This window comes from Enterococcus sp. E4-223 (assembly GCF_035727065.1).
Classification (GTDB): domain Bacteria; phylum Bacillota; class Bacilli; order Lactobacillales; family Enterococcaceae; genus Enterococcus_B; species Enterococcus_B faecium.
This window is the reverse complement of record NZ_JAPMLH010000004.1, coordinates 134,765-159,728: the sequence shown is the minus strand read 5'-3', so window position 1 is coordinate 159,728 and position 24,964 is coordinate 134,765. Positions and strand designations below refer to the sequence as shown.

At 38.5% G+C, this 24,964-nt stretch carries 23 protein-coding genes; 6 read left to right on the top strand and 17 right to left on the bottom strand.

Translation table 11 applies throughout. The features are described 5' to 3' along the window. Nucleotides 1-260: 260 nt before the first annotated feature. From OS139_RS07295 to OS139_RS07285, 3 genes are read right to left on the bottom strand one after another with little or no spacing between them, the layout of a single operon-like run. Entirely contained in the window at nt 261-2,153 is a 1,893-nt protein-coding gene (locus OS139_RS07295) for an ABC transporter ATP-binding protein (RefSeq protein ID WP_002287265.1), read from the bottom strand. Continuing rightward, entirely contained in the window at nt 2,150-3,877 is a 1,728-nt protein-coding gene (locus OS139_RS07290) for an ABC transporter ATP-binding protein (RefSeq protein ID WP_002287267.1), read from the bottom strand. Before OS139_RS07290 ends, OS139_RS07295 begins: the two co-directional genes overlap by 4 nt. 15 nt (nt 3,878-3,892) lie before the next feature. Further along, nucleotides 3,893-4,543, bottom strand: coding sequence for a TetR/AcrR family transcriptional regulator (locus OS139_RS07285; RefSeq protein ID WP_002332173.1), 651 nt, complete (start codon nt 4,541-4,543; stop codon nt 3,893-3,895). Between the two features lie 203 nt (nt 4,544-4,746). Here OS139_RS07285 and OS139_RS07280 point away from each other — a divergent pair, with 203 nt between their 5' ends. Together OS139_RS07280 and OS139_RS07275 are read left to right on the top strand one after the other, a co-directional pair. Beyond that, on the top strand, nt 4,747-5,043 hold the full coding sequence (locus OS139_RS07280) for a rhodanese-like domain-containing protein (RefSeq protein ID WP_002287271.1): 297 nt from the start codon (nt 4,747-4,749) through the stop codon (nt 5,041-5,043). A 190-nt stretch (nt 5,044-5,233) separates the two neighbouring features. Continuing rightward, nucleotides 5,234-5,854 carry an NAD(P)H-dependent oxidoreductase gene (locus OS139_RS07275; RefSeq protein ID WP_002287272.1) on the top strand — a complete coding sequence of 207 codons (621 nt, stop codon included), beginning with the start codon at nt 5,234-5,236 and terminating at the stop codon, nt 5,852-5,854. A gap of 91 nt (nt 5,855-5,945) precedes the next feature. On the opposite strand, the gene OS139_RS07270 is transcribed toward OS139_RS07275, so the two are convergent. Together OS139_RS07270 and OS139_RS07265 are read right to left on the bottom strand one after the other, a co-directional pair. Next, entirely contained in the window at nt 5,946-7,112 is a 1,167-nt protein-coding gene (locus tag OS139_RS07270; RefSeq protein ID WP_002287273.1) for an AI-2E family transporter, read from the bottom strand. An 11-nt stretch (nt 7,113-7,123) separates the two neighbouring features. Beyond that, on the bottom strand, nt 7,124-7,477 hold the full coding sequence (locus tag OS139_RS07265; protein WP_002294113.1) for a PTS glucitol/sorbitol transporter subunit IIA: 354 nt from the start codon (nt 7,475-7,477) through the stop codon (nt 7,124-7,126). 127 nt (nt 7,478-7,604) lie between these two features. Between OS139_RS07265 and OS139_RS07260 the strand changes: the two genes are divergently transcribed. Next, complete coding sequence (locus tag OS139_RS07260; RefSeq protein ID WP_002307191.1) at nt 7,605-8,627, top strand: lactonase family protein; 1,023 nt, start codon at nt 7,605-7,607, stop codon at nt 8,625-8,627. Nucleotides 8,628-8,645: 18 nt separating this feature from the next. Next, nucleotides 8,646-8,807: a hypothetical protein gene (locus tag OS139_RS07255; RefSeq protein WP_002287277.1), complete on the top strand. Its 162-nt coding sequence runs from the start codon at nt 8,646-8,648 to the stop codon at nt 8,805-8,807. Between the two features lie 258 nt (nt 8,808-9,065). Here the strand turns inward: OS139_RS07255 and OS139_RS07250 are convergent, their stop codons facing one another. Both OS139_RS07250 and OS139_RS07245 read right to left on the bottom strand, forming a co-directional pair. After that, entirely contained in the window at nt 9,066-9,500 is a 435-nt protein-coding gene (locus OS139_RS07250) for a hypothetical protein (protein WP_002307190.1), read from the bottom strand. A 109-nt stretch (nt 9,501-9,609) separates the two neighbouring features. Next, the gene (locus OS139_RS07245) at nt 9,610-11,469 is read right to left on the bottom strand and encodes an LTA synthase family protein (RefSeq protein WP_002332174.1); all 1,860 of its coding nucleotides are present in this window, start codon (nt 11,467-11,469) and stop codon (nt 9,610-9,612) included. Here OS139_RS07245 and OS139_RS07240 point away from each other — a divergent pair, their 5' ends adjacent. After that, nucleotides 11,470-11,610: a hypothetical protein gene (locus OS139_RS07240; protein ID WP_002321042.1), complete on the top strand. Its 141-nt coding sequence runs from the start codon at nt 11,470-11,472 to the stop codon at nt 11,608-11,610. Here the strand turns inward: OS139_RS07240 and OS139_RS07235 are convergent. From OS139_RS07235 to OS139_RS07220, 4 genes are all read right to left on the bottom strand, one after another. Beyond that, a complete protein-coding gene (locus OS139_RS07235) occupies nt 11,587-12,747 on the bottom strand; it encodes an NAD(P)-dependent oxidoreductase (RefSeq protein WP_002297699.1) in 1,161 nt (386 codons plus the stop codon). The two genes, OS139_RS07240 and OS139_RS07235, sit on opposite strands and share 24 nt — an antisense overlap. Nucleotides 12,748-13,053: 306 nt before the next feature. Further along, the gene (araA, locus tag OS139_RS07230; protein WP_002332176.1) at nt 13,054-14,478 is read right to left on the bottom strand and encodes an L-arabinose isomerase; all 1,425 of its coding nucleotides are present in this window, start codon (nt 14,476-14,478) and stop codon (nt 13,054-13,056) included. A gap of 15 nt (nt 14,479-14,493) precedes the next feature. Continuing rightward, on the bottom strand, nt 14,494-15,192 hold the full coding sequence (locus OS139_RS07225; protein WP_325066852.1) for an L-ribulose-5-phosphate 4-epimerase: 699 nt from the start codon (nt 15,190-15,192) through the stop codon (nt 14,494-14,496). Further along, nucleotides 15,149-16,810: a xylulokinase gene (locus OS139_RS07220; RefSeq protein ID WP_002294116.1), complete on the bottom strand. Its 1,662-nt coding sequence runs from the start codon at nt 16,808-16,810 to the stop codon at nt 15,149-15,151. The genes OS139_RS07225 and OS139_RS07220 overlap by 44 nt, the downstream gene beginning before the upstream one ends. Nucleotides 16,811-17,027: 217 nt before the next feature. Between OS139_RS07220 and OS139_RS07215 the strand changes: the two genes are divergently transcribed. Beyond that, nucleotides 17,028-18,428 (top strand): sugar porter family MFS transporter, encoded by a 1,401-nt coding sequence (locus OS139_RS07215; RefSeq protein ID WP_002291459.1) that lies wholly within the window; start codon nt 17,028-17,030, stop codon nt 18,426-18,428. Nucleotides 18,429-18,894: 466 nt separating this feature from the next. Here the strand turns inward: OS139_RS07215 and OS139_RS07210 are convergent, their stop codons facing one another. From OS139_RS07210 to OS139_RS07185, 6 genes are all read right to left on the bottom strand, one after another. Then, nucleotides 18,895-19,974: a GntR family transcriptional regulator gene (locus OS139_RS07210; protein ID WP_325066851.1), complete on the bottom strand. Its 1,080-nt coding sequence runs from the start codon at nt 19,972-19,974 to the stop codon at nt 18,895-18,897. Between the two features lie 85 nt (nt 19,975-20,059). Continuing rightward, on the bottom strand, nt 20,060-21,019 hold the full coding sequence (locus OS139_RS07205) for a glycoside hydrolase family 43 protein (RefSeq protein WP_002297693.1): 960 nt from the start codon (nt 21,017-21,019) through the stop codon (nt 20,060-20,062). A gap of 11 nt (nt 21,020-21,030) precedes the next feature. Beyond that, nucleotides 21,031-22,542, bottom strand: a complete 1,512-nt coding sequence (locus tag OS139_RS07200) for an alpha-N-arabinofuranosidase (RefSeq protein ID WP_002307182.1) — start codon at nt 22,540-22,542, stop codon at nt 21,031-21,033. Between the two features lie 21 nt (nt 22,543-22,563). Beyond that, nucleotides 22,564-23,127 (bottom strand): YesL family protein, encoded by a 564-nt coding sequence (locus OS139_RS07195; protein WP_002297690.1) that lies wholly within the window; start codon nt 23,125-23,127, stop codon nt 22,564-22,566. A gap of 5 nt (nt 23,128-23,132) precedes the next feature. Beyond that, entirely contained in the window at nt 23,133-23,996 is an 864-nt protein-coding gene (locus OS139_RS07190) for a carbohydrate ABC transporter permease (RefSeq protein ID WP_002287292.1), read from the bottom strand. Nucleotides 23,997-24,009: 13 nt separating this feature from the next. Beyond that, nucleotides 24,010-24,906: a carbohydrate ABC transporter permease gene (locus OS139_RS07185; protein WP_002287294.1), complete on the bottom strand. Its 897-nt coding sequence runs from the start codon at nt 24,904-24,906 to the stop codon at nt 24,010-24,012. Nucleotides 24,907-24,964: the final 58 nt, after the last annotated feature.

Genomic DNA, 24,964 nt, shown 5'->3' with positions numbered 1-24,964 from the left:
AAATAGCTCCTCCTATTTTTCGTTTGGTTGGGCTTATTACCGCAGATGCAAGCTTTTGAACACCGTTTAAGGAAGAGGTCGTAAAATCAGCGGTTTGACCTGAGTATTAGAGATACAAAACGGAAAAATAGCTCCTCATATTTTGCCGTTTTTTGAGCTAATACCGAAGGACAGCTGATTGAACACCGTTTATTCGGAATAAGGGACTGTGACACGACTTTTGTCACAGCCCCTAAAAAAAATAATAAATTTGTACTATTCTATGAAGCTTCTTCTTCAGAAAACTGACTGTTATAAAGATCTGCATAGAATCCGTCTTTTTCCATCAATGTATCGTGGTTTCCTGTTTCTACGATCGAACCATGATTCATCACAATAATGTTGTCTGCATCGCGTATTGTAGACAAGCGGTGAGCAACAACGAAACTTGTCCGGTTTTCCAATAGGCGGTTCATCGCTTTTTGAATCAGTATTTCTGTTCGTGTATCTACACTAGATGTTGCTTCATCAAGGATCAGGACATCCGGATTTGCTAAGAATGCCCGCGCAATTGTGATTAGCTGACGCTGCCCTTGCGAAATATTGCTTGCATCCTCGTTTAATACAGTGTTATATCCTTCTGGCAATTTACGAACAAAATCGTCTACGTGAGCAGCTTTAGCAGCCTCAATGATTTGTTCGTCTGTTGCATCGTCGTTCCCATATTTGATATTGTCATAGATACTTCCTGTAAACAGCCAAGTATCTTGCAGTACCATTGAAAACTGTGCGCGCAATTCATCACGTGAAAGATCACGGGTATCTACACCATCGTAACGAATACTACCTCCAGAAACATCGTAGAACCGTTCAAGAAGGTTGATCAGTGTCGTCTTCCCTGCACCAGTCGGACCTACAATAGCGACCATCTCACCAGGTTTGACATCCAAGTTAAAATCAGTCATTAGCAAGTTATCTGGTGTGTAGCCGAATTGAACATTTTCAAAACGAACTTTGTATGGTGTATCTTTTTCTTCTGGAAGGCCAGATTTTTCATTGGACATCTCTTCTTCATCCAACACTTCAAATACCCGTTCGGCTGAAGCAACTGTTGATTGGATAGTGTTCATCAAACTTGCAAGTTGAGTGATTGGTTGAGAGAACTGTGTTGTATATTGCAAGAACGCTTGAACATCCCCTAATGTCATGTTCCCATTTGCAACTTTTACTCCGCCTAGTACAGCGACGAACACATAGCCTAGATTTTTAACGAAATTCATCAACGGCATGATGATTGCCGAAATAAATTGAGCTTTCCAACCAGCGGCATACAGATTCTGATTTTCTTTTTCAAATACTTCCTGGTCTTTTTCAGTATGATTGAATGTTTTAACAATGGTATGACCACCATATGTTTCTTCTACTTGGTTATTCAATAAGCCTAAACTTTTTTGCTGATCTGCGAAAAACACTTGTGATTTCGGCGCTACGATCATCACGATGATCAAGCTTAAAGGGATCATCAATAACGCGACTAACGTCAATTGCCAGCTGATTGAAAGCATCATCACGATGACCCCAATCAATGTGACTGCACTAGTTACAAATTGAGTCAAATTTTGCTGCAGCGTGCTTGCGATGTTATCCATATCATTGATTGCTCGAGACATGATATCCCCATTTGTATGTGTATCATAATAGGAAATCGGTACACGATTCATTTTGGCTTCCAAATCATGACGTAATTCATAAACTGTTCGTTGGGAAACACGTGTCATAATAAATTGCTGTAAAAAGTTGAATACAGCAGAAATCAAATACATCACGATTACTGTCGCAATGATCTGCGCGATTTTATCAAAGTCTATCGGAAATTTTGTTACTTGTTGGCCTTGTTGCATCTGTTGAGCGCCAGCCATTACACCTTTGAATATTTCTGTGGTTGCTTTCCCCAAGACCTTTGGTGTTTGGATTTGGAAGATCACGGCTGCTATTGCTAGTACAAATACAGCGATGATCGCAACCATACGTTTAGACATATAGCCAAACAATCGGCGTACCGTTCCCCAGAAATTTTTAGGCTTTTCACCTTTTACACCGAGATTTCTGCCAGGTCCACCATGTCCTGGACCGCCTGCTGGTCCATGAGAGGGACGTGTGTTTGTTTTACTCATGCTAAGTCCTCCTCTCTTAGTTGTGAATGAACGATTTCTTGATAAGTTTCGTTTGTTGCTAATAGTTCTTCATGTGTTCCTTTGCCAACCAGTTTTCCTTCATCTAGCACAAGGATCATATCTGCATCCATTACTGTACTTACTCGTTGAGCAACTAAAACGGTGATACTTTCTTTCATATTCGTTTTCAATGCTTGGCGAAGATTGGCATCCGTTTTGAAATCCAACGCTGAGAAGGAATCATCAAACACATAGATATCTGCTGTTTTGACTAATGCCCGTGCAATTGCCAGACGCTGTCTTTGTCCACCAGAGAAGTTTCCTCCTCCTTGTTCCACATGGCTATCTAAGCCATCTTCCATCTCTGAAACAAAATCTTTAGCTTGTGCGATTTCTAATGCTTTCCAAATCATTTCATCTGTTGCATCCGGCTTACCATACTGCATATTGTCTCGGATCGTTCCAGAGAACAGAACTGCTTTTTGAGGAACAAAGCCCATTAATTCTCGCAAATTATATTGAGTCATGTCACTAATGTCCGTTCCATTTATTTGGATCGAACCAGATTCGATGTCATATAATCGAGGGATCAAATTGACTAAGGTCGTTTTACCTGAACCAGTCCCCCCTATGATTGCGACGATCTCGCCCGACTTGGCTTGGAAATCAATATCTTCCAATGCAAGTTTTTCTGCTCCATGATATCGATAATTGACATGATTGAAGGCCAATGTTGCGTTTTTTCCAGCAAAAGAAACTGTTTTAGGATTTTCAGGGTCATGGATACCGATTTTTTCATCCAACACTTCATTAATACGGTCAGCTGAAGCTTGTGCACGAGGCACCATGATAAAAATAGCGGAAAGCATCATAAAGCTGATCAAGATCTGCATCGCATAAGTCATAAATGCAATCAGATTACCGACTTCCAAAGTCATATCTGCTATGTAGTGTCCACCAAACCAAGTGATTGCTACGTTTGTACCGCTCATGATCAATGTCATCATCGGCATCATCAATGCGACGATCGTATTAACTTTGATTGCCGTATTTGTATAATCTTTATTCGCTAAATCAAAACGATTTTCTTCAAAGCGTGTCTTATCGAATGCTCGAATCACTCTGACCCCTGTCAATCCTTCTCGAAATACCAGGTTTAAACGGTCAGTTTTCTTTTGCATACTTTTGAATAATGGAACAGCAAAGTACATGATTCCGCCGATCAAAATAATCATTACTGGGATGACAACTAAGAAGATTTTTGTCAACTGATGATCTTTTTGATAAGCAAGTATGCTCGCGCCAATCAACGTGATTGGTGCATTGATCATCATACGTAAAAACATTTGTGTAACCATTTGGATTTGAGTCACATCATTGGTCGTTCTTGTGATCAAAGAGGCCGTTCCATATTTATCAAACGCATCTTTTGTCAGACTCTCTGATTTTTTATAGACATCCGTACGCAATTGCTTACCCAGTTTCTGTGATTCACGAGTAGCAAAAAATGTATTTGCAATAGCAGCTAAGATACTGATCAAAGAAAAGCCGATCATCACAAAGCCTGTATGCCAAATATAATCGACATCTCCTTGTGCTACCCCTTTATCAATGATATTGGAGGTAAGTGTCGGCAAATATAAATCTGCCAGTACTTGGATCACCATGAAAACTGCAGCTGCAATTGCTGAAGTCAAGGAGATCCGTTTTACGATTTTTAGCATCTAGTTCCCTTCTTTCTATTTATATACTCCGTTTTTCAGCCAAGAAAGTTTCAAATTGAATTCACTGATTGCTTGCTCTACTGAGTAATCTTCAGATGTTGAAAATAAGCGATACGAATGCGCAATTGTTGTAAATACAGTATTCATCACTAATTGGATCAGTAATTCCAATTCATGATCATTTTTTACTTTAAGCTTCGTCCGATCAATCAATTCAAGCAACTCTTTTGCATCTTGTTTGTGTTCTTTATGCGGATCGTGAGGCGTTTTTTGGCGACTCGTATGAGGAGCGACTTTTCTTGAGGCACTGTAATCCATGTTCATAAACAAGTTACGATAAAAAGAAGCATTCTCACCTTCCAAAATCTCATAAATCATTTTAGAAAAATAGGATTCGAATCCTTTGAATAGATCACCATCGGATTCTTTCATTAGTTGCAACATATCTTTAGAGCTGTCACGTCTCATTGTCTCAAAGTAATAAAAATAAAGATCCTCTTTATCTTCAAAATACTGATAGAAACTGCCTCTAGGGATATCCGCTAATTTGACGATATTAGCAATCGAGGCTTCTTTCAAAGGTACTCTAGAAAACTCGATTCTCGCAGCCTCGATTAGTCTTTTTTGTTTTTCTTTAGGCAAATGGAAAAATGTCTGTGTCGGCATATGGATCCTCCTTTCTTTCAAGATGACACATTGTCATATGACGCTATGTCATTATAACACCTCCTACCTGTTTTGCAAGACATTTGCATAGTTTTTTTCATTATCATCCGATACATTAAAAAAGTGATAAGAGGAATCCTTCCATTTGAATTAATGAGAGTTGCCCATTAAAATAGCCACATACTAAACAAAGGATGAGATAAATGGCCCAATCAATTAGTGTCCAAGACTTCAATAAATTGCCTCTCGATGCTGACAGCATCGTTTTAGATACAAGAAATACCTTAGATTACACAAAAAACCACTTAAGCCACTCGCTTTCTATCCCCGCTGCTATCTTGCCAAGACAATTAAAAAATCTAGATCCAAAGAAACTTTATTATATTCTAAGCTATACAGGCAGGCGATCAGAAGCATTAGCCGATCAACTTACTGCTAATGGTTTTCGTGCTGTTTATATCATTGGTGGGATGGAAGCTCTTCAGTCGAGTGTTGCTTGAATATTGCTTGTTAGATTCAAAAGAGGCTGTGACAAAAATCGTGTCACAACCTCTTTTATATCCTGTCTTTTTTTAGTTATTTATTCTTCAACCTTATCAATATGACTTGATAGCCTTTTCTTTTTCGAGTAAACTGATTTTGTTAGTCATAGTTATAACAATCATAGCAATAAAAGGAGAAGGTAAGCATATGGCATCTGTTTTAGTAGTCAAAGGTCATCCCCTAACTGCAGAAGAATCGCGCACAGTTAAGGCATTGACGTCTTTTTTAACAAGTTATAAAGAAAATCATCCAGATGATGAAGTGACTGTTTTGGAACTTTATCGCGATGATATTCCGGAAATCGATGAAGAATTATTATCAGGTTGGGAAGCATTACGTGCTGGTGCAGAATTCACTTCCTTATCAGAAAGTCAACAACAAAAAATTGCTCGTTTCAATGAATTGACTGATCAGTTCCTTGCTGCTGATAAAATCGTTATCGCAAACGCTTTATGGAATCTAAATATCCCAACAAAATTAAAAGCTTGGTTCGATACCGTCAATGTAGCTGGAAAAACGTTCCGCTATACAGAAAACGGGCCAGAAGGATTAGTGACAGGTAAAAAAGCACTGCACATCCAATCTAATGGCGGTGTATACAACGGACAAGACTTTGCCTCTCAATATGTAAAAGGTATTTTAAACTTTGTAGGCATCGATCAAGTAGATCAGCTATTCATCGAAGGAATCGATTATGACCCTGACCGTGCAGATGAGTTGATGCAAAATGCATTAGATAAAGCTGCTGCTTTAGGTAAATCATTTTAAAAATTGAGATAAATGCATACAAAAGAGACAGAGGAAAAAATCTTCAAAGCAGCATTTGTGCCTTGGATATTTTCCCATCTGTCTCTTTTTGTTATTCTTTCTGCTTTTTCAACGGATTTTCTTCATAAAGAGAAGAGATTGTTGTGTACCATTCAAAAACATGAGTAATCACTACTTTAGCTGCTGCATAAACAGGAATCCCCAAGATCACACCGATGATTCCGAACAATTTCCCAGAAGTCAGCAGAACTAATAAAATCGTTACTGGATGGATTGCTAACTGATTCCCTAGTACTAATGGAGAGATCAAGCGTCCTTCTATTGTCTGCTCTACTGCAAAAACGATCAGTACTTTGATGATCATGAATGGACCTGCTACAATGGCTAAAAAGATAGCCGGAATCATCGCTAAAAATGATCCTAAGTAAGGGATCAGGTTCAAAAAACCCGCAATAATCCCCAACGTGACAGCATACTCTAAACCAATGACCGCAAAACCAATCATAAACATGATTGCCACAGCAAAAGCCACAGTTAGTTGTCCTCTTATATAAGAAGAAACTTGACTATTCATTTCACTCAGCACATTCAACGTCGGTTTTTGCATGCGTGTCGGTAAAAATTTGACAAAATAAGGTGCTAATTGTTTACCGTCTTTCAATAGATAAAATAAGATAAACGGCATCGTCAGCAGAGCCACTAAAATAGTCGCTACCGCGCCGACAAAACTTCCAAGACTCTGAACTGTACTCTTAGATATATCTTGGATCATATCGCCTGCCGAATTCATGAACTTATCACCTGCTGTTTCCAACTGTTCGCGAAATTGGTTGAACAGCGGGTCCCGCAAAATCTCGGTTAATTTATTATCAATCGTATCTACATATTGAGGGAAGTTACTGATGAAGCTCACTGTTTGTTCCTGAATCTTAGGGATGATCACTACGCTCCCCCATGCGATTAGTGCAACAACCAAAACAAACAGCCCAATGATACTGTAAAGCCTTGGTACTTTTCGCTTTTCAAAGTAATCAACTACCGGATTCATCAAGTAATACAAGATTCCTGCTAAAATGATAGGCAGACCTACGATTGCTAAAAATTGCCAGATTGGTGCAAACAAATATGAAACTTTTGTAAATAAAAAGACGATCAGCAATATTAACAATACAACAAGTAAGGCTGTGACTACTTGATTATTTAAAAACCAGCGCCAAAACCACGACACCGGTCTGTTCTTCTTATTTTTTCCTTCCATAATTCCTCCTGTTAGTTATAAAAAATTTGGCTTCCCAAACCAATAGCAGGCAGTCTATGCGGATGAAGATAGATTCCATTTGCAATTTGTCCTTCTTCTGGACAAGCATCAAAAATCAATGATACGTGAGCTACTGTCTCTAAATTCCCATTGGCCATCGGACCGACATAATCGATCGTATATACCTGATCATCAAAAGCAATTGTTCCGCCTGCTTTCAAAGAAAAAGGTTCGTCTTTTGATACTTCTTGAATCACCGAATATTTTCGTAAGGCAGCTGTTGCTGTTTTATCGAACAAAATCAGCATGGGTTCTTCCTTGTTTATTGCTTCTGTCCCAATTTCTGTAATCTTTGCCTGAATCATTGCACTCTCTCCTTTAATTGCTTTCAAAAACAGTATAACACATTCTCATTCTTTAGCCGTGTGGAATAATTATGTGATAGAATAAAAACGAAAACTATTTCATTACAATTAGGAGGAATCAGCTCATATGATCGAAAAGATAATTTTAGGAACCTATACGCGTCGCGAAAGTAAAGGAATCTATACGATCGACCTTGATACAGAAAAAGAAGAATTAGCCAACCTTTCATTAGCTGTTGAAGAAAATAGCCCTACCTATGTAGCAAAAAGTAAAGCTGGCAATCTTTACACAGTTACTAGTGTGGATGGATTAGGTGGTGCCGGTGCGTACGATAAGGATTTTCATTTTTTGAATGCGGTAACAGAGTCTGGCGCTCCTTTGTGTTATGTAGCGGTTGATGAAGCACGTCAATTACTATACGGGGCGAACTATCATAAAGGTGAAGTAAATGTCTACCATATATTAGGAGATGGCGAACTGAAAGCAGCAGATTCAATATTCCATCAAGAAGCGACAGGTCCTCATAAAAACCAAGATCATGCGCATGTCCACTATACGGATCTGACTCCTGACCAACGATTAGTCGTATGTGATCTTGGTACAGATCGTGTGTATACTTATGATGTGTCCGAAAACGGCAAATTGAATCTTGTAACTACCTTCACTGCAGAGCCAGGAACAGGCCCTCGCCATCTTGTCTTTCATCCAAATGGACAATTCGCTTATTTATTTGGTGAATTAGACAGCACAGTCCGCGTGCTTTCTTATAATAAAGAAACAGGTGCTTTTGAAGAATTACAGAAAATATCGACCTTGCCAGAAGAATTCGACGGTGAAAATGGAGGGGCAGCTATCCGCATTTCAAATGATGGCAAGTTCCTTTATGCTTCTAACCGAGGACATAACTCGATTGCTGTATTCGCAGTTTTTGAAGATGGTTCCCACATTCAAAACAAGCAAATCATCTCAACAGAAGGGGATTTTCCCCGCGATTTCGCACTAGATCCAAGCAATAATTTTGTCGTGTGTGCCAATCAGAATACCGATAATCTGACATTATATCGCCGTCATCCTGAAACAGGATTACTGGAATTACTGAAAAAAGATGTCTATGCACCAGAATGTGTCTGTGTTTATTTTGATCGTTAGTAAGAAAAGGAGAATGAAATGAATCAGCAAGACGTATTAGACAGACTACGGGAAGAACTAAATATTCCTTTCTTTGATGGGAAAATCGAAGATAAAGAGTATAGCGAAGAGGAATATCAGAAACTCAAAGCCGATTTACAGAACTACTTTGAACAATATGTACAGAATGTAGAAAACTAATCAGCTTTCCATACTATCTGAAAAGAACATCAGGACAAGACTTTTCCGTCTATCCTGATGTTCTTTTCTACAAATAAAAAACCGCCGAGATGGTTAGACTCGACGGAAAAGGAGTATTTACTCGATTTTGAGTAAGTACAAGGTTGTTGTTGGTTATAGGTATGTCATTATCATAAAGGATTTTGATCACTCTATCATAAAGGTAATATTACATTTATATTAGATAACTCTAGTTTTTATTGTTATCAAAGATTTCTTTTATTTTTTCAACAACAAATTAGTCATTTTTTGGATGGCAGCTGTCAATTGGTCTGTCGCTTGGTCTTGTTTTGCTTCAGATGTATTGAATAAATCTTTATCTACCCCTGACTCAAGATCAATACTTTGAATCATTTCTTCACAGCCTGCTACATATGAAAGATAAGCTTTTTCAAAATTTTTATGAATGCCCATTGCTTTTGCTGGTGGGCGCAATGTACTGACTTTCTTAAGCATTGCCCGATATTTTTTTGTTCCTTCTTCAAATAACAGGATGATCTCTTCAAGAGTCGATTTGTCCAGGTCACTTGTTTTTCCTTCATCGATTGCGTTTCTGATCACTTCATATTTCGGATGCATTCCTTCTCCGATTGCTTCTGTTTCCTTGACGATTTGATCGATGGACTGCACATAATAGCCAATATTCGGTAACATGTTCGTTTTCCTACTTTCTCCATTGTTGTTATTATTTATTCTACTTGTTTTTATCCTCAAATGACAAGTACTTGAAAAAATTTAATGGTTTCTATACAGCTCGCCATTCTTATTCGTGCTCAAAGAAACCATCTGCTAAACTATATTGTTTCCCTGCGACAATGTCATATTGGATCAATTGATATTCGTCGTAAATCTCTTGTTGCGAGCGATTGAATTGCGCTTCTTTATACCACTGTCCGTTTTGATAGTACAGTTCTCGTTCAAACGCCGGAAGTTCCTGTTCTAATGATAAAAGCAGCTGATAAAAGCCATTTGTTGTCTGATTCGTCTGTTCCATTAGATTCGCTGCAAAATAAAAAGGACTGGTGATTGCATCATGAGTCGTTTGCTTTTCTAATTTTCCTTTGCTGTCAAACATCAAGAATTGTGTTTCATGCAATGTTTGTTTATCATTTTTGGCTTGGATGGTATCTGAATAAATCCCTGGCAGATGATCCCCCCAAAAAACAACTAAAGTCCTTCTAGAAAGATTCTTCAATTCTTCCGTGAACTGCTTCAGTGCCGTGCTGCTATAGGAAATATCTTGCAGATAATTCTCTAAGTCAAGTGTCCCACTTCCATCTGAAATTTCTGCAGAATAGCCCAGTCTATCATACTTTCCATTGTAAGGCATATGTGTCTGCATCGTGACTAAATGAATGAACTGAGGTGTTTTTTCTTCCTTGAGAAGTGTCATTACTTCTTTGTAAGCTGACTCATCAGAAATATATGGATTATTCTCTATCGTATCCGTATAGGTCATCGTACGCTCGCTGATGAACTGATCAAATCCTAATGTCTGATAAACATCCTCTCTTTTATACATCGAAGTATTGTATGGATGGATCGCTGTCGTCTGGTATGATTGTGCGTTTAACGCTGAAACGATAGAAGGAAGCTGATCCATTTTTGGTACAAGCATCGTGTAAGGGGTGGTGAGTTGCGCATTAAATAACGCCATAGAAAAACCAGTCAATGCTTCAAATTCGATATTTGCTGTTCCACCGCCATAGTTTTGAGAAAGCATATTGCCACTATATGTTTGATCAGCTACTTCATAATAATCTGCCAATGGCTCACCAGATACTTCTACGCCGTTTAATCGACTAGGATCTGAGAAACTTTCACTCATCACGAACACGATGTTCGGCGACTCTTCCTCTACAATTTTATTTTTTTCATCGGCTAGCTTCTGGTATTTTTCAGTGATTTCTTTGATCTTTTCTTTCGAATATCCTTCAGGTTCATCCATTGGTTCTACCTTCAGATTGTACAAAAACCCACCGATAAAACCAGTGTTATAGTAGTTCATTTTCTGGCTGTAAGGTATCCATAGTGCCGTTTTATTATATGCTTTTCGCAACAAATTATCGGGATTGTTGAAATTACTGATATACCCTAGCAGTCCAATTGCCACAAGCAGTGTCGTTAATCGGATCAATTGGAATCGCCTTCCTTTTTTCAGGCTTCGAAACATGTACCAGCAAAACAATCCTAGCACGGTTCCTGCGGCAGCTAAGATCACTGTAAACAGCATAGTGCCGGTCATATCTTTCAGCAATCCGATTTCAGTGATCATCTTCAAATCGTCTGGATAAATCGGTTCTTGCCGATAACTCATTTTCATATAATTTGCAAAACCTAATACACCGATGGCTACGACATACGTAAGGGAACCTAAAGGGACAGATCCTGCTAGTGCAATCAGAAAAATAAGAATGATCAGCAAGACGAGACAGGCTAAGAAGAATTTTTCCGTATGCCAAGAAAAAGCAAATTTCAACGCAAGGTCTACGGATAGATCATTTTGACACCACTGCAAAAACAAATTACTAAAAACAACAAGAAAAAAGATACTGATGATTGCTGTTGTTCCTTTTAAAATCTTTTTCTGTTTGGTCGAAAGTCTGCTTATATATCTTTTCAAATGCTTGCTCCTTCATTTCTATCAATAAAAGAATGTTGCTTCTCTTATTTTAGTTGTACGAAATTCGAAAGTAAAGAACGGAAAGAAGAATTAATGAAATCCAAATATTCTCTTTCTTTATGGCCTTTCTGGTTTCTTTAATAAGCGGACCTTTCGTACTCCAGAAATTTTTTCTAGCTGTTGTTTCACTTGATTGAGCTGTTCAAAATCAGTACTGTCTATGTCAATCAATATGTAGACATGCTCATTCTTATGGTTACGCGATATATCTGCGATCGCTAACTCGTTCTCATTCAGCAGAGAAAATATCTCTGCTAATATATTGGTTTTCTTTTGATAAAATATAGTGAATCGAAACGGCGCTTGGAAAAACATTCGTGCGGATGGATAATTGACCGCTTCTCTAACCGTACCGAACAAAAGATAATCTTTTAAGGCTTCAACTGCCAAACGTCCGCTGTCTGCCAAAGCTTCCTGAGTCGATCCCCCTAGATGAGGCAACATAAGTATACGGTCATTTTCTAAGAACTCTTCTTCTGGGAAATCAGTCACGTATTTGGCCAGATGTTGTTTTTCCAATGCTTGCATAACAGCATATTTATCAACAATTTCACTTCTTCCTACATTGATAAGTACAGCATCTTTTTTCATTTTTTCTATATTCGCCTGATCGATCAATCCTTTTGTATCTTCTGTCAACGGCAGCATGACTACGATGTAATCCGAGGTAGAAAGAACTGTTTCTAAATCTGCTTGCCGAACATAATCCAACTGGGCATCGCGGATAGAATAACCCAAGACATCCATCCCTAAGCTATAGCAACTTAGCGCTACTTTTGTGCCTATCGCTCCAAGACCAAGAAGACCGATGGTTTTGCCTTGCAATTCTCGTCCCACATAAGCACTTCTTTTGTTTTCTGCCTGTTCTAAAATATTAGGACCTGTTAGTGTTTGTACCATACGACTTGCTTCGATTATCGGACGGGAAGATAAGAGCAAACAGCACAAAACAAGCTCTTTTACTGCATTAGCATTTACACCTGGTGTATTCATGACGATCGTCCCGTTTTCAGAAGCTTTTTCAACGTTGATCGTGTTCACACCAACACCAGCTCTTGAAATTGCTAGCAAATCTGGTGTAAGCCATTCATCTTTCACTTTCGTACTACGAATAACTATTCCTTCGGCTGGCAAATCATCTATTATTTTGAAATATTCCCCTTGTAACTTTTCTATCTCTTGTTCTGGAATAGCATCAATCAAATGAACGTGATACATAAAACCCCCTCCTTACTAACAAGTATCTCGAAATTTCTGCAATTAGACAACTGTTTACCATTTGACTTCCTAGAAGCAAAAAGAGCAGTTAGAGCAGAGTAGGATTAGTGATAAAAATAAGGCTATGACAAGTTACTGCCATAAGCCTTATTTTCGAGAGCAAAATATTGAGGGTGAGATATCTTGATAAATGGTGTTCCGTTAGCTGACATTGATAATAGGACTAAATTTCAAAAAAGTTGAAAAGCAAATTTCGTCAATCTCTTCTTATTTCTTAAAACTAAGCGGCTTTTTCACAACCTCTTTTTATCTAATAACCACTGTTTCCAACTCAACTAATTTTGCCCACGTTTCAATTTGATCTGTTGTTAGATTTAGCGAGACAACGGTATGATGACCGCCACCTGCCTGAATCCATGAATGGACACCTTCATGGAAATTCGGTTTAGTTTTCCATAACACACGTGCAACAGGTAAATTAGGTGCTTCAGTCGTTGGTTCAAAGGCTTCTACTTCATTGATCAGCAGTTTATAATGCGTACCGAAATCTGCCATCGATACGACTACCCCTTCTCCTGCTTTCCCATCAAATACAAGACGCGCCGGATCTTCTCTATCTCCCATTGATAAAGGAGAAACAACGATTCTTGGTTTCGTCGCAGCAAGCGTCGGATCTACTTCCATCATATGGGATTCCAAGATTGCTTCTTGGCCACTAGCTAGCTCGTAAGTATAATCTTCCATGAATCCTGTATATTTCCCTCGAGCCATGATTTTCAGCAACCGATCAATCGCTGCAGTTTTCCAGTCGCCTTCCCCGGAAAAACCGTATCCTTCTGCCATCAAACGTTGTACAGCTAGTCCAGGTAGTTGTTTCATTCCATACAGGTCTTCAAAATTAGTCGTAAAAGCGTTATAGCCTCCTTCTTCTAAGAAACGGCGAATACCGATTTCCTGCTGAGCTTGTACTTTTACATGTTCTTCCCATGTCTTTTCTTCATAATCACCATAGTCGAAGGTATACAATTCCTTGTATTCTTCAAATAATTGATCGACTTCTTCGTCTGATACGCGATCGATTACTTGTACAAGATCTCCGATACCAAAATAATCAACAGTCCAACCAAATTGAATCTGTGCTTCCACTTTGTCTCCTTCTGTGACACCCACGTTTCTCATGTTGTCACCAAAACGAGCCACTTTTATTCCAAAACTTTCATTATAGGCTACTGCAACATCCATCCAATCAGCAATCTCTTTTTGGATCTCAGGTCGTTTCCAGTAGCCAACGACGATTTTATTTTGTTTATTTAATCGAGCATTGATGAACCCATATTCGCGGTCACCATGAGCGGATTGATTTAAATTCATGAAATCCATATCGATCGTTTTCCAAGGAATGCTTTCGTTATATTGCGTAGCTAAATGAAGCAATGGTTTTTGTAGAAGCTTTGTCCCGCGGATCCACATTTTTGCTGGTGAGAAAGTATGCATCCAAGTGATCACACCTGCTACTTCTTCTCGATAATTGACCTCTTTCATGATTTTTGTGATCGTATCAGCAGTAACTGCTAATTCTTGAAGGCGGATTGGATAAGGCAATTGGCCATTTTCATTCAGTTCATCGACCATTTCTTGTGCATGTTTCTTTACTTCTCGCAGTGCTTCTTCCCCATATAAATGCTGTGATCCTACAACAAACCAAAATTCTTTTTCTCCAATATTCAACATAACTAGCCACTCCTTTTATTTGTTTTGTCCGTAATACGCATTTTTTCCGTGTTTTCGTAAATAATGTTTATCTAAAATCCGTTGAGGTAGCTCTTCTGAAAATGAATTGAGCTGTCTGGTAAATAAATTCATCTTGCATACTTCATCTAGTACGACTGCGTTCATTACCGCACTTTGCGCATCTTTCCCCCAAGTAAATGGACCGTGTCCGTGTAAAAGTACCCCTGGAATTGCTAAGGAATCAATTTTGCGTTCTTTGAATGTTTCTATGATAACTTTTCCTGTTTCATATTCGTACCCGCTGTCGATTTCCTGTTGTGTCAAAAATCGAGCACAAGGTACCGATCCATAAAAAGTATCTGCATGCGTCGTCCCCATCGCAGGAACATCCAATCCTGCTTGTGCCCAGATCGTCGCCCATGTCGAGTGAGTATGGACGATTCCTCCGATTTGAGGAAATGAACGATATAAAACAGCATGAGTAGGCGTATCCGAAGAGGGATTGAGTTTACCTTCAATGATATGATTGTCCAAGTCCACAACGACCATGTCGTCTGCTGTCATCTCTTCATAACTGACTCCGCTAGGTTTGATAACGAAATATCGTGTTTCAGGATCAAAAGCGCTCACATTTCCCCATGTATATTTGACGAGTCCGTGTTTAGGCAAGTCAAGATTTGCTTGGTATACTTCTTCTTTCAGTTGTTCCAGCATTTTCTATCACTCCTTTTTCTTGCAATTGATGAATCGCTGTTTTTTCAATGTCGATCCCCTCACGGTAACGTCTCATAAATATCTGATAGCCTGCTATTTCTTCTGCTGAAGGTGTGATGGTGATTCCTTGGTCTTGTCCAAACACGTCTTCTGCCAAGAAGTTTTCTAAAGACTTCCCATGTCGATCCATCATATAGGCTGCTAATAACGCGATTCCCCACGCTCCACCTTCTCCGGCTGTGTCCATCACTGTAACTGGTGCCTCCATAGCAGATGCTAGAATCCGCTGTCCAACTTCTGGTGTTTTAAAAATCCCCCCATGTCCCACTAAACGATCAATTTGGACATTCTCAGATTTCAATATATCCATTCCGATTCTCATTGCACCAAAAGCACTGGCTAAATGGATCCGCATGAAATTCGCTAAATCAAAACGGCTACCTGGTGTACGTACAAATAATGGCCTTCCTTCATTTACTCCTGTAATGTTTTCACCGGAAAAATAACCATAAGAAAGTAATCCCCCGCAATCCGTATCGCCTTCTAGCGCTTTGTTGAATAATACCGTGAATAATTTATCTCTGCTTATCTCCATACCCAAAGAATTGGTAAATTCTTCAAAAATACTGACCCAAGCATTGATATCCGAAGAGCAGTTATTCGTATGAACCATGCCTACTAGTTCTCCTGAAGGTGTAGTGACCATGTCGATTTCCGGATGAACATTTTCTAGTTCTTTTTCTAATACGATCATAGCGAAGGCGGAAGTACCAGCCGAAATGTTCCCTGTCCGTTTGGCTACACTGTTCGTAGCGACCATACCGGTTCCTGCATCCCCTTCTGGCGGACAAACCGGGATTCCTGGTCTCAAATTTCCCGTAGGGTCGATCAGATAAGCCCCTGATTCGCTTAACTTGCCAGCTTCTTCTCCTGCTACTAGAACTTTAGGCAAAATGTGATCCAAGTCAATCGCTACGTGCGCTTTTTCGATTAACTGACCAAAAATATTTTTCATTTCTTGATGGTAGGTTTTCGTTGAAGGATCGATAGGAAACATGCCTGATGCATCTCCTACGCCTAGTACTTTCTCACCAGTAAGCTGCCAATGGACATAGCCTGCAAGCGTTGTCAAAAAATTAATTTCTTTCACATGTTCTTCTTTATTCAAAATAGATTGATACAAATGAGCGATACTCCATCGCTGCGGAATATTGTATTGAAATTTTTCCGTTAATATTCGTTCTGCTTCTTCAGTGATTGTATTTCGCCAAGTACGAAATGGTACTAGTAACTGTTCCTTGCTATCAAATGCTAGATAACCGTGCATCATTGCACTGAACCCAATCGACCCGATTGTCGTAAGATTCTCGCCATAGATTTCGAATACTTCTGCTGCCATTTTTCGGTAACTGACGCGCAATCCTTTCCAAATATCTTCTAATGAATAGGTCCAGATACCATTTTCTAGTTTGTTTTCCCACTCATAACTACCAGCGGCAATAGGAGTAAAAGATGAATCAATCAATACAGCTTTGATCCTAGTTGATCCAAACTCAATCCCTAAAGATGTACGACCATCTATGACATCTAACATACTTTGCGCATTTACTTCCTTCATAATGATTTAACTCCCTCCTTCTCGTCAAACCTGATCAAACCGTCTTTTTAGTAGCGCTTACAATGATTATTGTATACTTTTGTACGTACATGTCAAGCGGTTATTTACAAGAATACAATAAAAAACACTTGTTTTGTACGTACATAAGTTATAAAATGAAATTGCTTACAAAATCTGATCAACCGCCTTCTCGAAATTCTAGAAGGAGAGAATACTTATGAAAAAAGAAAAAAAAGTTTCCTCATCGTTTATTTATTTTTTTGGCGCATTTGGCGGCATTCTATTTGGATATGATATTGGTGTTATGACCGGCGCCTTACCTTTTTTACAGCATGATTGGGGTTTGGCAGGTAAAGCTTCTTTGATAGGATGGATCACGTCTTCGGTCATGTTAGGTGCGATCCTTGGCGGCTCTTTATCTGGTCTTCTTTCTGATAAGCTTGGACGACGAAAAATGATTCTTCTTTCTGCACTTATTTTTATGGCTGGTTCTGTCCTTTCTGCATCTGCCCCTCACAATGGTTCTTATTTTCTGATTGCAGCAAGGATTCTTCTAGGTTTAGCTGTTGGCGCTGCATCTGCCCTAGTTCCTGCTTATATGTCTGAAATGGCTCCTGCTAGACTAAGGGGAAGATTGTCAGGGATCAATCAAGTGATGATTGCTTCTGGCATGCTCCTTTCCTATGTTGCAGATTATTTGCTAAAAGGGTTGCCTGAAACGATGGCTTGGCGCGTGATGTTAGGACTTGCTGCTGTCCCCGCGCTGATTTTATTTTTCGGTGTTTTAGCTCTACCAGAGTCACCGCGTTTTCTTGTGCAATCTGGCCGCTTGGAAGAGGCAAAAAGAGTATTGAACTATATTCGAACACCAAACGAAGCTGAACAGGAATTCGAACAAATCCAGCTGAATGTCAAACAAGAAAAGACAACCGTAACTTCTTGGCATACTTTGTTTTTAGAAAAATATCGTTCCTTAGTCATTGCCGGTATTGGTGTAGCAGTATTCCAGCAATTTCAAGGAGCTAATGCTATTTTTTACTATATTCCGCTAATCGTAGAAAAAGCGACTGGGCATGCAGCGAGCGATGCATTGATGTGGCCGATCATCCAAGGAATCATTTTAGTTGCTGGTTCTTTGCTCTTTTTGGTTATTGCAGACAAGTTCAATCGGCGAACTTTATTGAAAATAGGCGGTAGCGTGATGGGACTTTCTTTCATCCTACCAGCTGTTTTAGGAACTGTACTGGATGCTCATACAAATTCGTTGTTGATTCTCTTATTTTTATGTATTTATGTCGCATTTTATTCTTGCACATGGGCTCCACTGACATGGGTAATCGTAGGCGAAATATTCCCACTAGCTGTCCGCGGGCGAGCATCTGGCCTAGCCTCTTCTTTTAATTGGATTGGTTCTTTCCTAGTTGGCTTGCTTTTTCCTGTGATGACTGCTTCTATGTCTCAAGAAATCGTTTTCGGCATTTTTGGGATCATCTGCTTTTTAGGGGTTTTATTTATTCAAGAGATCGTACCAGAAACTCGTGGGAAATCTTTAGAGGAAATCGAACAAAGTGCATCTAAAAAAACTTATCCTAAACGTATTTCTATCCATCATTCTTAAAGAGGCCGTGACAGAAGTGGTCAGCTTCAAGAAATAAGAAGGAATTTACGAAAATTGCTTCTTAAATTTTTGTGGAATTTCAGCTTATTTTCGAAGAAGCTACTTCTGGAACACCGTGAATCAGAGGTTGTGAAAAAGCTGTCCTGCATCAAATAATAAGAACATCCAAACAAAAATAGCTTCTCCTATTTTTCGTTTGGTTAGGATTATTACCGCAGATGCAAGCTTTTGAACACCGTTTAAGGAAGAGGTTGTGAGCCTGCCGTTCAGCTCCAGTCACAAGGAACAATTTCAAAAAACAGCTTCTCATGTTTGATGAATATTGTGACTTGTGACCAGTTGGTAGGAGAACACCGTTTAGTGGAGAGGTGGTGAAAGAAACGTTCAGCCTTGAGCGATCAAAAGCTCTCACAAACATTGCGACGAGTAACCGTAGGAGCAATAAGAGGCGGTAAAAACCCGTCTCTTATTTTTCGTTTTCTTTCACTGTTTCCCGTTCAACTAGTACAGGCTCATAAAGAATATTCGGCTGTGCCTGTCCTTTTTCAATCGTTGTGACGATCCACCGTGCGGCATCTTGTCCCAACTTTTCTTTTGGATGCGTCAATGTTGTCAATTTTTTATTCCCTAAATGGCTTAAAGAAGAATCGTCTGTTCCTACGATCGATAGGTCATCTGGAATATGATAGCCATTTTCTGTCAGCTTATCTAGCAATAAACTAGCTATTTGGTCGTTATAGCAAATGATGCCATCTAAAGCTTGTTCTTCTTTCAACCGTTGTACTGTTTTTTCAGCGATTGTTTCTCGTGTTTCCGTGGTGAAAGTAATGATATCTTCCGTCAAAAAACGCACATTATACTGTTCACACGCGCTGATAAAACCTTTCATCCTGTATTTTCCTTGAAGATCGTCGATTTTTGTGATGAACAACAGACGCTGATGTCCTTTTTTTATCAAATATTCTGCTGCCATAAAACCGACTTTCACATCATCTAAACAAATATAAGAGGCATTTAACTCTTCATAAGCAGCATTGATCATCACCATCGGAATGCCTTGTTCTCTCAAAGCAACATAAAGTGCTAAGTTTGGATTATACTGATTACTTTTCGTAGGCTCAACGATCAAACCATCTACCCCATAAGCAATCATTTTCTTCAAACACTCTTTTTCCAATTCGTGATCGTTATTCGTACTGGCTAAAAGCAATGAATACCCAGATTCTCGTAATTCATTTTCGATTCCTCGGATAATCGACGGAAAAATATAATCAGAGAGATATGTGGTGATGACACCGATCGTTTTTGTTCTGTTCAATAGTGTTTTTTCTTTCTTATAACTGTCATCTACATATGTGCCCGATCCTTTTTCTTTACGCAGATAGCCCTCATTTACCAACACAGCGATTGCTTGCCGAATCGTATGTCTGCTGACGTCATATATTTCTTGCAGCTTGAATTCTGAGGGAATGGTTGTATTTACTTCGTATTCCTCACGAAGGATCTTTTGTTTTATCTCTTCTGCAATATCTTGATATTTTGCCATTTGCCTTGCCCCTTTTTATTTGTACGTACATATATCATAACGAGTCTGCAAGGTTTATTCAAGCAAAAATCAAGGTTTCTTGTGCTCATAAGGCATACGGAACAGGTTCACCAAATTCTGGAAATCCTTGCTCATTCCACGTAAAGCATTGCGCGTTCGCGTGCCGATTAGGATTGTCTAACGGATCCCCTTTTTGGTTCTTCTCTGGTCGAGCATGATAGATCAAAATATCAAAGCACCCGTCTTCTGAAACCGTAAACGAGTTGTGACCAGGACCAAATTGCTTATTTTTTTCAGAAGAAACGAATACTGGCTCCGATAATTTATGCCATGATTCTTTTAATAAAAGATTCTTGTGCTCATCAGCCCACAGCAGGCCCATGGCATAGTTTTCATCTGTTGCACTACCAGAATACGTAATGAATATTTTCCCATTGCGAGTAAGGACTGCTGGACCTTCATTTACTGAAAAACCCCGTTTTTCCCATTCATACTCAGGTATAGAAAGGAGTATCTGCTTCCCCTTTAACGTCCAAGGATTATCCATTTCGGATAGATAAAGATTAGAATTCCCAGTAATTTCAGGATCTTGTTGGGCCCACACATAATATAGCTTTCCTTGGGAAGAGAAAGTTGTTCCGTCTAAACTGAAAGTTTCCCTTTTCGTTTTTATTTGTCCCTTTTCTATCCAATCTGTATTCATTGGATCTATATGCTGATTTTCAAGTACGAACATGCGGTGATGATGAGATTCATCACGTATAGTTTTATGATTGCTTGCAGCAAAGTAAATATACCATTTTCCATTGATATAATGGACTTCAGGTGCCCAGATCAATTCACTCATCGGTCCTTCTTCATGAGCCTGCCATACAATCAGGCTTTCAGCATGTTCTAATTCATTCAGTGACTTTGCCCTTCTTAATTCAATCACTTGGTAGCCTGGAACCGATCCTGTAAAATAATAATAACCATCTGTATGTTTATATACCCAAGGATCTGCCCGTTGCCGAACGATAGGATTATTATAAAGTGTCTTCATCATAACAAATTTCCTCACATTTTCTTTATTCTAATTACATTCCAAGAGTATTTTTCTATCTCTACATTTAATTCGTCATGTTTTTCTATTGAAAAATAGTTTATTTCAGATTTTATTTTTTCTGGTTCTTCACGTGTATTTTTGTCCAACAGATCGCTACTGGTTAATGTATAGTGCTCTCCTTGATCTAGTAAATTGAAATCATGTTCAATCGTTATCTTTTGTTGTTCATTTGTGCGATTGATCAAGAAAATAGTCAGCTGATTGCCGTTATCTACGATCACACTGTCCACATAAGGAACATTTTTTATCTTTTCACAATCATAAACAGGGCAAATGATTTGTTGTTCCAATACTTGACCTTTAGCATATTTCGATAAGTGTTGCATCACATAATAAGTTGGATTCCTCCATGCTTGTCCTTTAGCATCTGTCAGTATTAAAGGTATTGTGTTTACTAACAATGATTGACAACTAATCTTTACGCGATCTGCGTGTCGTAAAATAGCCAGCCCTAATGAACCAAATAATAATGTATCTTCCATAGTAAAGTAACACCAATCGATGGGACTACCGACTTCAAAATCCCTATGTCTTTTTTCCGGTTGGGCATGTACATTCCATTCATCAAACGCTAGATACATTGTTTTCTCACTTCTCAAATATCCTTTTACATAATCACAAGTAGCAACGATTTCTTCAATTTGACGATCGAATCGATAAGCTTTTGCAAGGTATGTCGCTGTATCATCACGCTCATTTTTAGGAGGTTTAGTCAAGTCTTCTTCATCATACTTATCAATATAGTTATGCAAAGCTAAATAATCTACATTCTCATAAGCTTCTTCTAATGCGATACGATCCCATTCAGGGTACGATGGTAAACGTGGCGTAGAGCTTCCAACTAAGATTGTTTCAATTGAATCATCCACTAACTTCATGACTTTTGAGGCTTCATTTGCTAACCTACCATATTCATAAGCACTCTTAGCCCCCACTTGCCATGGCCCGTCTAGCTCATTCCCTAAACACCATAATTTAACGCCAAAAGGCTTTTTTTGCCCATTTTTTATTCTTAAATCACTCCAGAAGGTTCCTTTTGGAAAATTACAATATTCTACTAAATTTTTTGCTTCATCAATTCCTTTTGTTCCTAAATTCACCGTGAATATCGGTTTCGCTTGTACATGACTGATCCATTTAAAAAATTCGTGGAGTCCAAAAGAATTTGGTTCTATACCTCGCCATGCTAAATCAATTTTTTTTGGTCGTTGTTCTTTCCTACCTACAGTATCCACCCAATCATAACCAGATGTAAAGTTTCCTCCAGGATAGCGAATGACACCTAATTCTAATTCCTTTACATAAGAGAGGACATCTTGTCTAAACCCGTCACCATCAGCTGTTTCATGGCCCGGTTCATAAATCCCTGTATAGACGACACTTCCCATATGCTCAACAAATGAGCCAAACAGCCGAGAACTGATCTCTCCTACCGTAAAATCCTCTCTGATTTTTACTTTCACTTCTTCGTCCAACAGCTTTCCCTACCTTTCATTTCCTATAGTCAAGATAATAGATACAAGTTTCCATACGCCACCAGCAAAGATAAAAATAAAAGGAGGGAAAAGAAATATGAGCAGTACAAATCCTAATAACAATACGCAACAAAGAATATTTCTCAAAAAATCAAAAAATACTTTCCATGCACTTTGTTCAAAAATTTGTAAAAATGTGATATCTTTGTTTTCAGAAATCACATATATCCAGGATAAAAGAAACATGGAATAAATAAGTGAAACTACATATCCACTAATTGAAAGTACGATTGTCTGTTCTTCTAATAATTGATTAACAAGAAAATAAATAATGATCGTTAACAGACTAAGGAACAAGTTCTTACCAAAATGTTGCTTTATTCCTTGAAAGAAAAAATAAATGATATTTCCTGATCCCTCACCTTTCCATTGCGCCATTACATAAAAAACAGCACATGTAGCAGGCACGATAGTAATAACAGGCAAACACACGATTACCCAGAGAATACCTAATAAGATGTAATCAGAAACCACAATCAACTGTCCATAAAATTTAGTCTCAACTATTTTCATCTTCCTCACTCTTTCATTCCAGACATAGCTGTTCCTTGAACAAAATATTTCTGTGCAAAAATATAAACCACTAGTAATGGCAGCATTGAAATAACCGTTCCAGCCATTACAGGTCCATAAAAAGAAATGTTCTGCCCCGTAAATAAAGCTAACCCTGCTGGTAAAGTTCTCATTTTTGAACTACTTGTCAATATCAATGGATAAAGCAAGTCATTCCAACTATTCATCAGCGTGAAAATCCCTAATGATAAAAGAGTAGGTTTGCTCAATGGCAACATGATTTTCAAAAAAATATTAAACTCACTTAATCCATCAATGCGTGCTGCCTCTTCCAAAGAATCTGGTAAAGTAATAAAAAAGGAACGCATCATGAAGATACCAAATGCAGTTGTCATACGAGGAATGATCAAACCTGCATAAGTATCAAGCATGCCAAGCAAATTGACTTCAATAAATAGAGGAATCATGAAGACTTGGAATGGGATCATCATTGTCAGCAAAACGAAATAGAACAAAACTGATTTTCCTTTGAAACGCATACGAGCAAATGCATACCCCGCAAGAGAATCAAAGAATACAGAAGTGATCACTGTCCCTCCAGCAAAAATCACTGTATTTTTGATGTAATCTAATAAAGGGATCGTTGTCCAAACCTTAATATAGTTATCTAGGGTATAGCTATCTGCAAATATTCTAGGCGGAAATGAGATAATGTCTTTTTCGTGTTTAAAAGAAGAAATAATCAGCCACAAAAAAGGAAACGCAATAACCAACAATATAACTAGCATACTAATCGTTCGAATGATTTTTTTACCACTAACTGCTTTTCGACTATTCACAGTAACTGTAATCGAGCTTTCTGGTGCCATACAGGTTTCCCTCCTATTTCATTTGTTTTTCTTTCCGTGACATGTACACATTAGTGGAGATAGCTATAGTTGCAACAATGATAAACAAAACCGAAGACAGTGCTGATGCATAGCCCAATTCATAAGGTGCTGTAAATCCTCGACTGTAAATATATTGAACAGCTGTTTCTGTCTTAAATTGTGGGCCACCAGCGGTTGCAACATATACTTGGTCAAACACTTGCATCGAACCAATCAGATTCGTTAAAATACAAAAACCTAAGGAGGGAACGATCTGAGGTAGCGTAATGTTAAAAAACTGCTGTCGATTTGTTGCACCATCCATTTGAGCAGATTCATACAAAGAGGGAGAGATTCCTTGAATAGCAGTCAAGAGAATCGTCATAGTAACACCAAAATTCTTCCAAACAGTCATGATGGCTACCGTCGGCATAGCAAGGGTTGGATCGCGAAAAAATTGAGGGATCGGCAAGCCGACTTGTGAAAACAAGTAAGGAATCGCCCCTACATTCGGATCAAGCAACATAGAAAAAATAATCGCAATTGACGTCAATGAACAAATAACTGGAATGTAAAATGTCGAACGACAAAAACGATTGAATCTGGTATTTTTAGATAATGCTACTGCTGCTAATAAACCAACGATAATTTGTGTTGGCGTTTCGAGTACGGTGAAATATAAAGAATGAATCAACGAATTAACTGCTCGTTCATCACTAAATATACGTGTGAAATTTTCAAAACTTACAAAATTTCTTGATGTAAAGAAAATATTCAAATCTGTAAAACTAATAGCAAATGTTCCTAAAAGCGGTATGACAGTAAATAATAATAAAACTAAAAAAGATGGAGTTAAAAACAAATACGCAGCACGATCAGGACGATTCCAATATTTGGTGAATCCGTTCATATAGTCCACCTCATCTTTCATTTTGATAAAATATACAATCTTGGTTTAAACGAATCTG

Coding starts and splice junctions, on each gene's coding strand:
- OS139_RS07295 (WP_002287265.1), bottom strand. CDS start 2,153: ATGAGTAAAACAAACACACGTCCCTCTCATGGACCAGCAGGCGGTCCA.
- OS139_RS07290 (WP_002287267.1), bottom strand. CDS start 3,877: ATGCTAAAAATCGTAAAACGGATCTCCTTGACTTCAGCAATTGCAGCT.
- OS139_RS07285 (WP_002332173.1), bottom strand. CDS start 4,543: ATGCCGACACAGACATTTTTCCATTTGCCTAAAGAAAAACAAAAAAGA.
- OS139_RS07280 (WP_002287271.1), top strand. CDS start 4,747: ATGGCCCAATCAATTAGTGTCCAAGACTTCAATAAATTGCCTCTCGAT.
- OS139_RS07275 (WP_002287272.1), top strand. CDS start 5,234: ATGGCATCTGTTTTAGTAGTCAAAGGTCATCCCCTAACTGCAGAAGAA.
- OS139_RS07270 (WP_002287273.1), bottom strand. CDS start 7,112: ATGGAAGGAAAAAATAAGAAGAACAGACCGGTGTCGTGGTTTTGGCGC.
- OS139_RS07265 (WP_002294113.1), bottom strand. CDS start 7,477: ATGATTCAGGCAAAGATTACAGAAATTGGGACAGAAGCAATAAACAAG.
- OS139_RS07260 (WP_002307191.1), top strand. CDS start 7,605: ATGATCGAAAAGATAATTTTAGGAACCTATACGCGTCGCGAAAGTAAA.
- OS139_RS07255 (WP_002287277.1), top strand. CDS start 8,646: ATGAATCAGCAAGACGTATTAGACAGACTACGGGAAGAACTAAATATT.
- OS139_RS07250 (WP_002307190.1), bottom strand. CDS start 9,500: ATGTTACCGAATATTGGCTATTATGTGCAGTCCATCGATCAAATCGTC.
- OS139_RS07240 (WP_002321042.1), top strand. CDS start 11,470: ATGCTTGCTCCTTCATTTCTATCAATAAAAGAATGTTGCTTCTCTTAT.
- OS139_RS07235 (WP_002297699.1), bottom strand. CDS start 12,747: ATGTATCACGTTCATTTGATTGATGCTATTCCAGAACAAGAGATAGAA.
- araA (WP_002332176.1), bottom strand. CDS start 14,478: ATGTTGAATATTGGAGAAAAAGAATTTTGGTTTGTTGTAGGATCACAG.
- OS139_RS07225 (WP_325066852.1), bottom strand. CDS start 15,192: ATGCTGGAACAACTGAAAGAAGAAGTATACCAAGCAAATCTTGACTTG.
- OS139_RS07220 (WP_002294116.1), bottom strand. CDS start 16,810: ATGAAGGAAGTAAATGCGCAAAGTATGTTAGATGTCATAGATGGTCGT.
- OS139_RS07215 (WP_002291459.1), top strand. CDS start 17,028: ATGAAAAAAGAAAAAAAAGTTTCCTCATCGTTTATTTATTTTTTTGGC.
- OS139_RS07210 (WP_325066851.1), bottom strand. CDS start 19,974: ATGGCAAAATATCAAGATATTGCAGAAGAGATAAAACAAAAGATCCTT.
- OS139_RS07205 (WP_002297693.1), bottom strand. CDS start 21,019: ATGATGAAGACACTTTATAATAATCCTATCGTTCGGCAACGGGCAGAT.
- OS139_RS07195 (WP_002297690.1), bottom strand. CDS start 23,127: ATGAAAATAGTTGAGACTAAATTTTATGGACAGTTGATTGTGGTTTCT.
- OS139_RS07190 (WP_002287292.1), bottom strand. CDS start 23,996: ATGGCACCAGAAAGCTCGATTACAGTTACTGTGAATAGTCGAAAAGCA.
- OS139_RS07185 (WP_002287294.1), bottom strand. CDS start 24,906: ATGAACGGATTCACCAAATATTGGAATCGTCCTGATCGTGCTGCGTAT.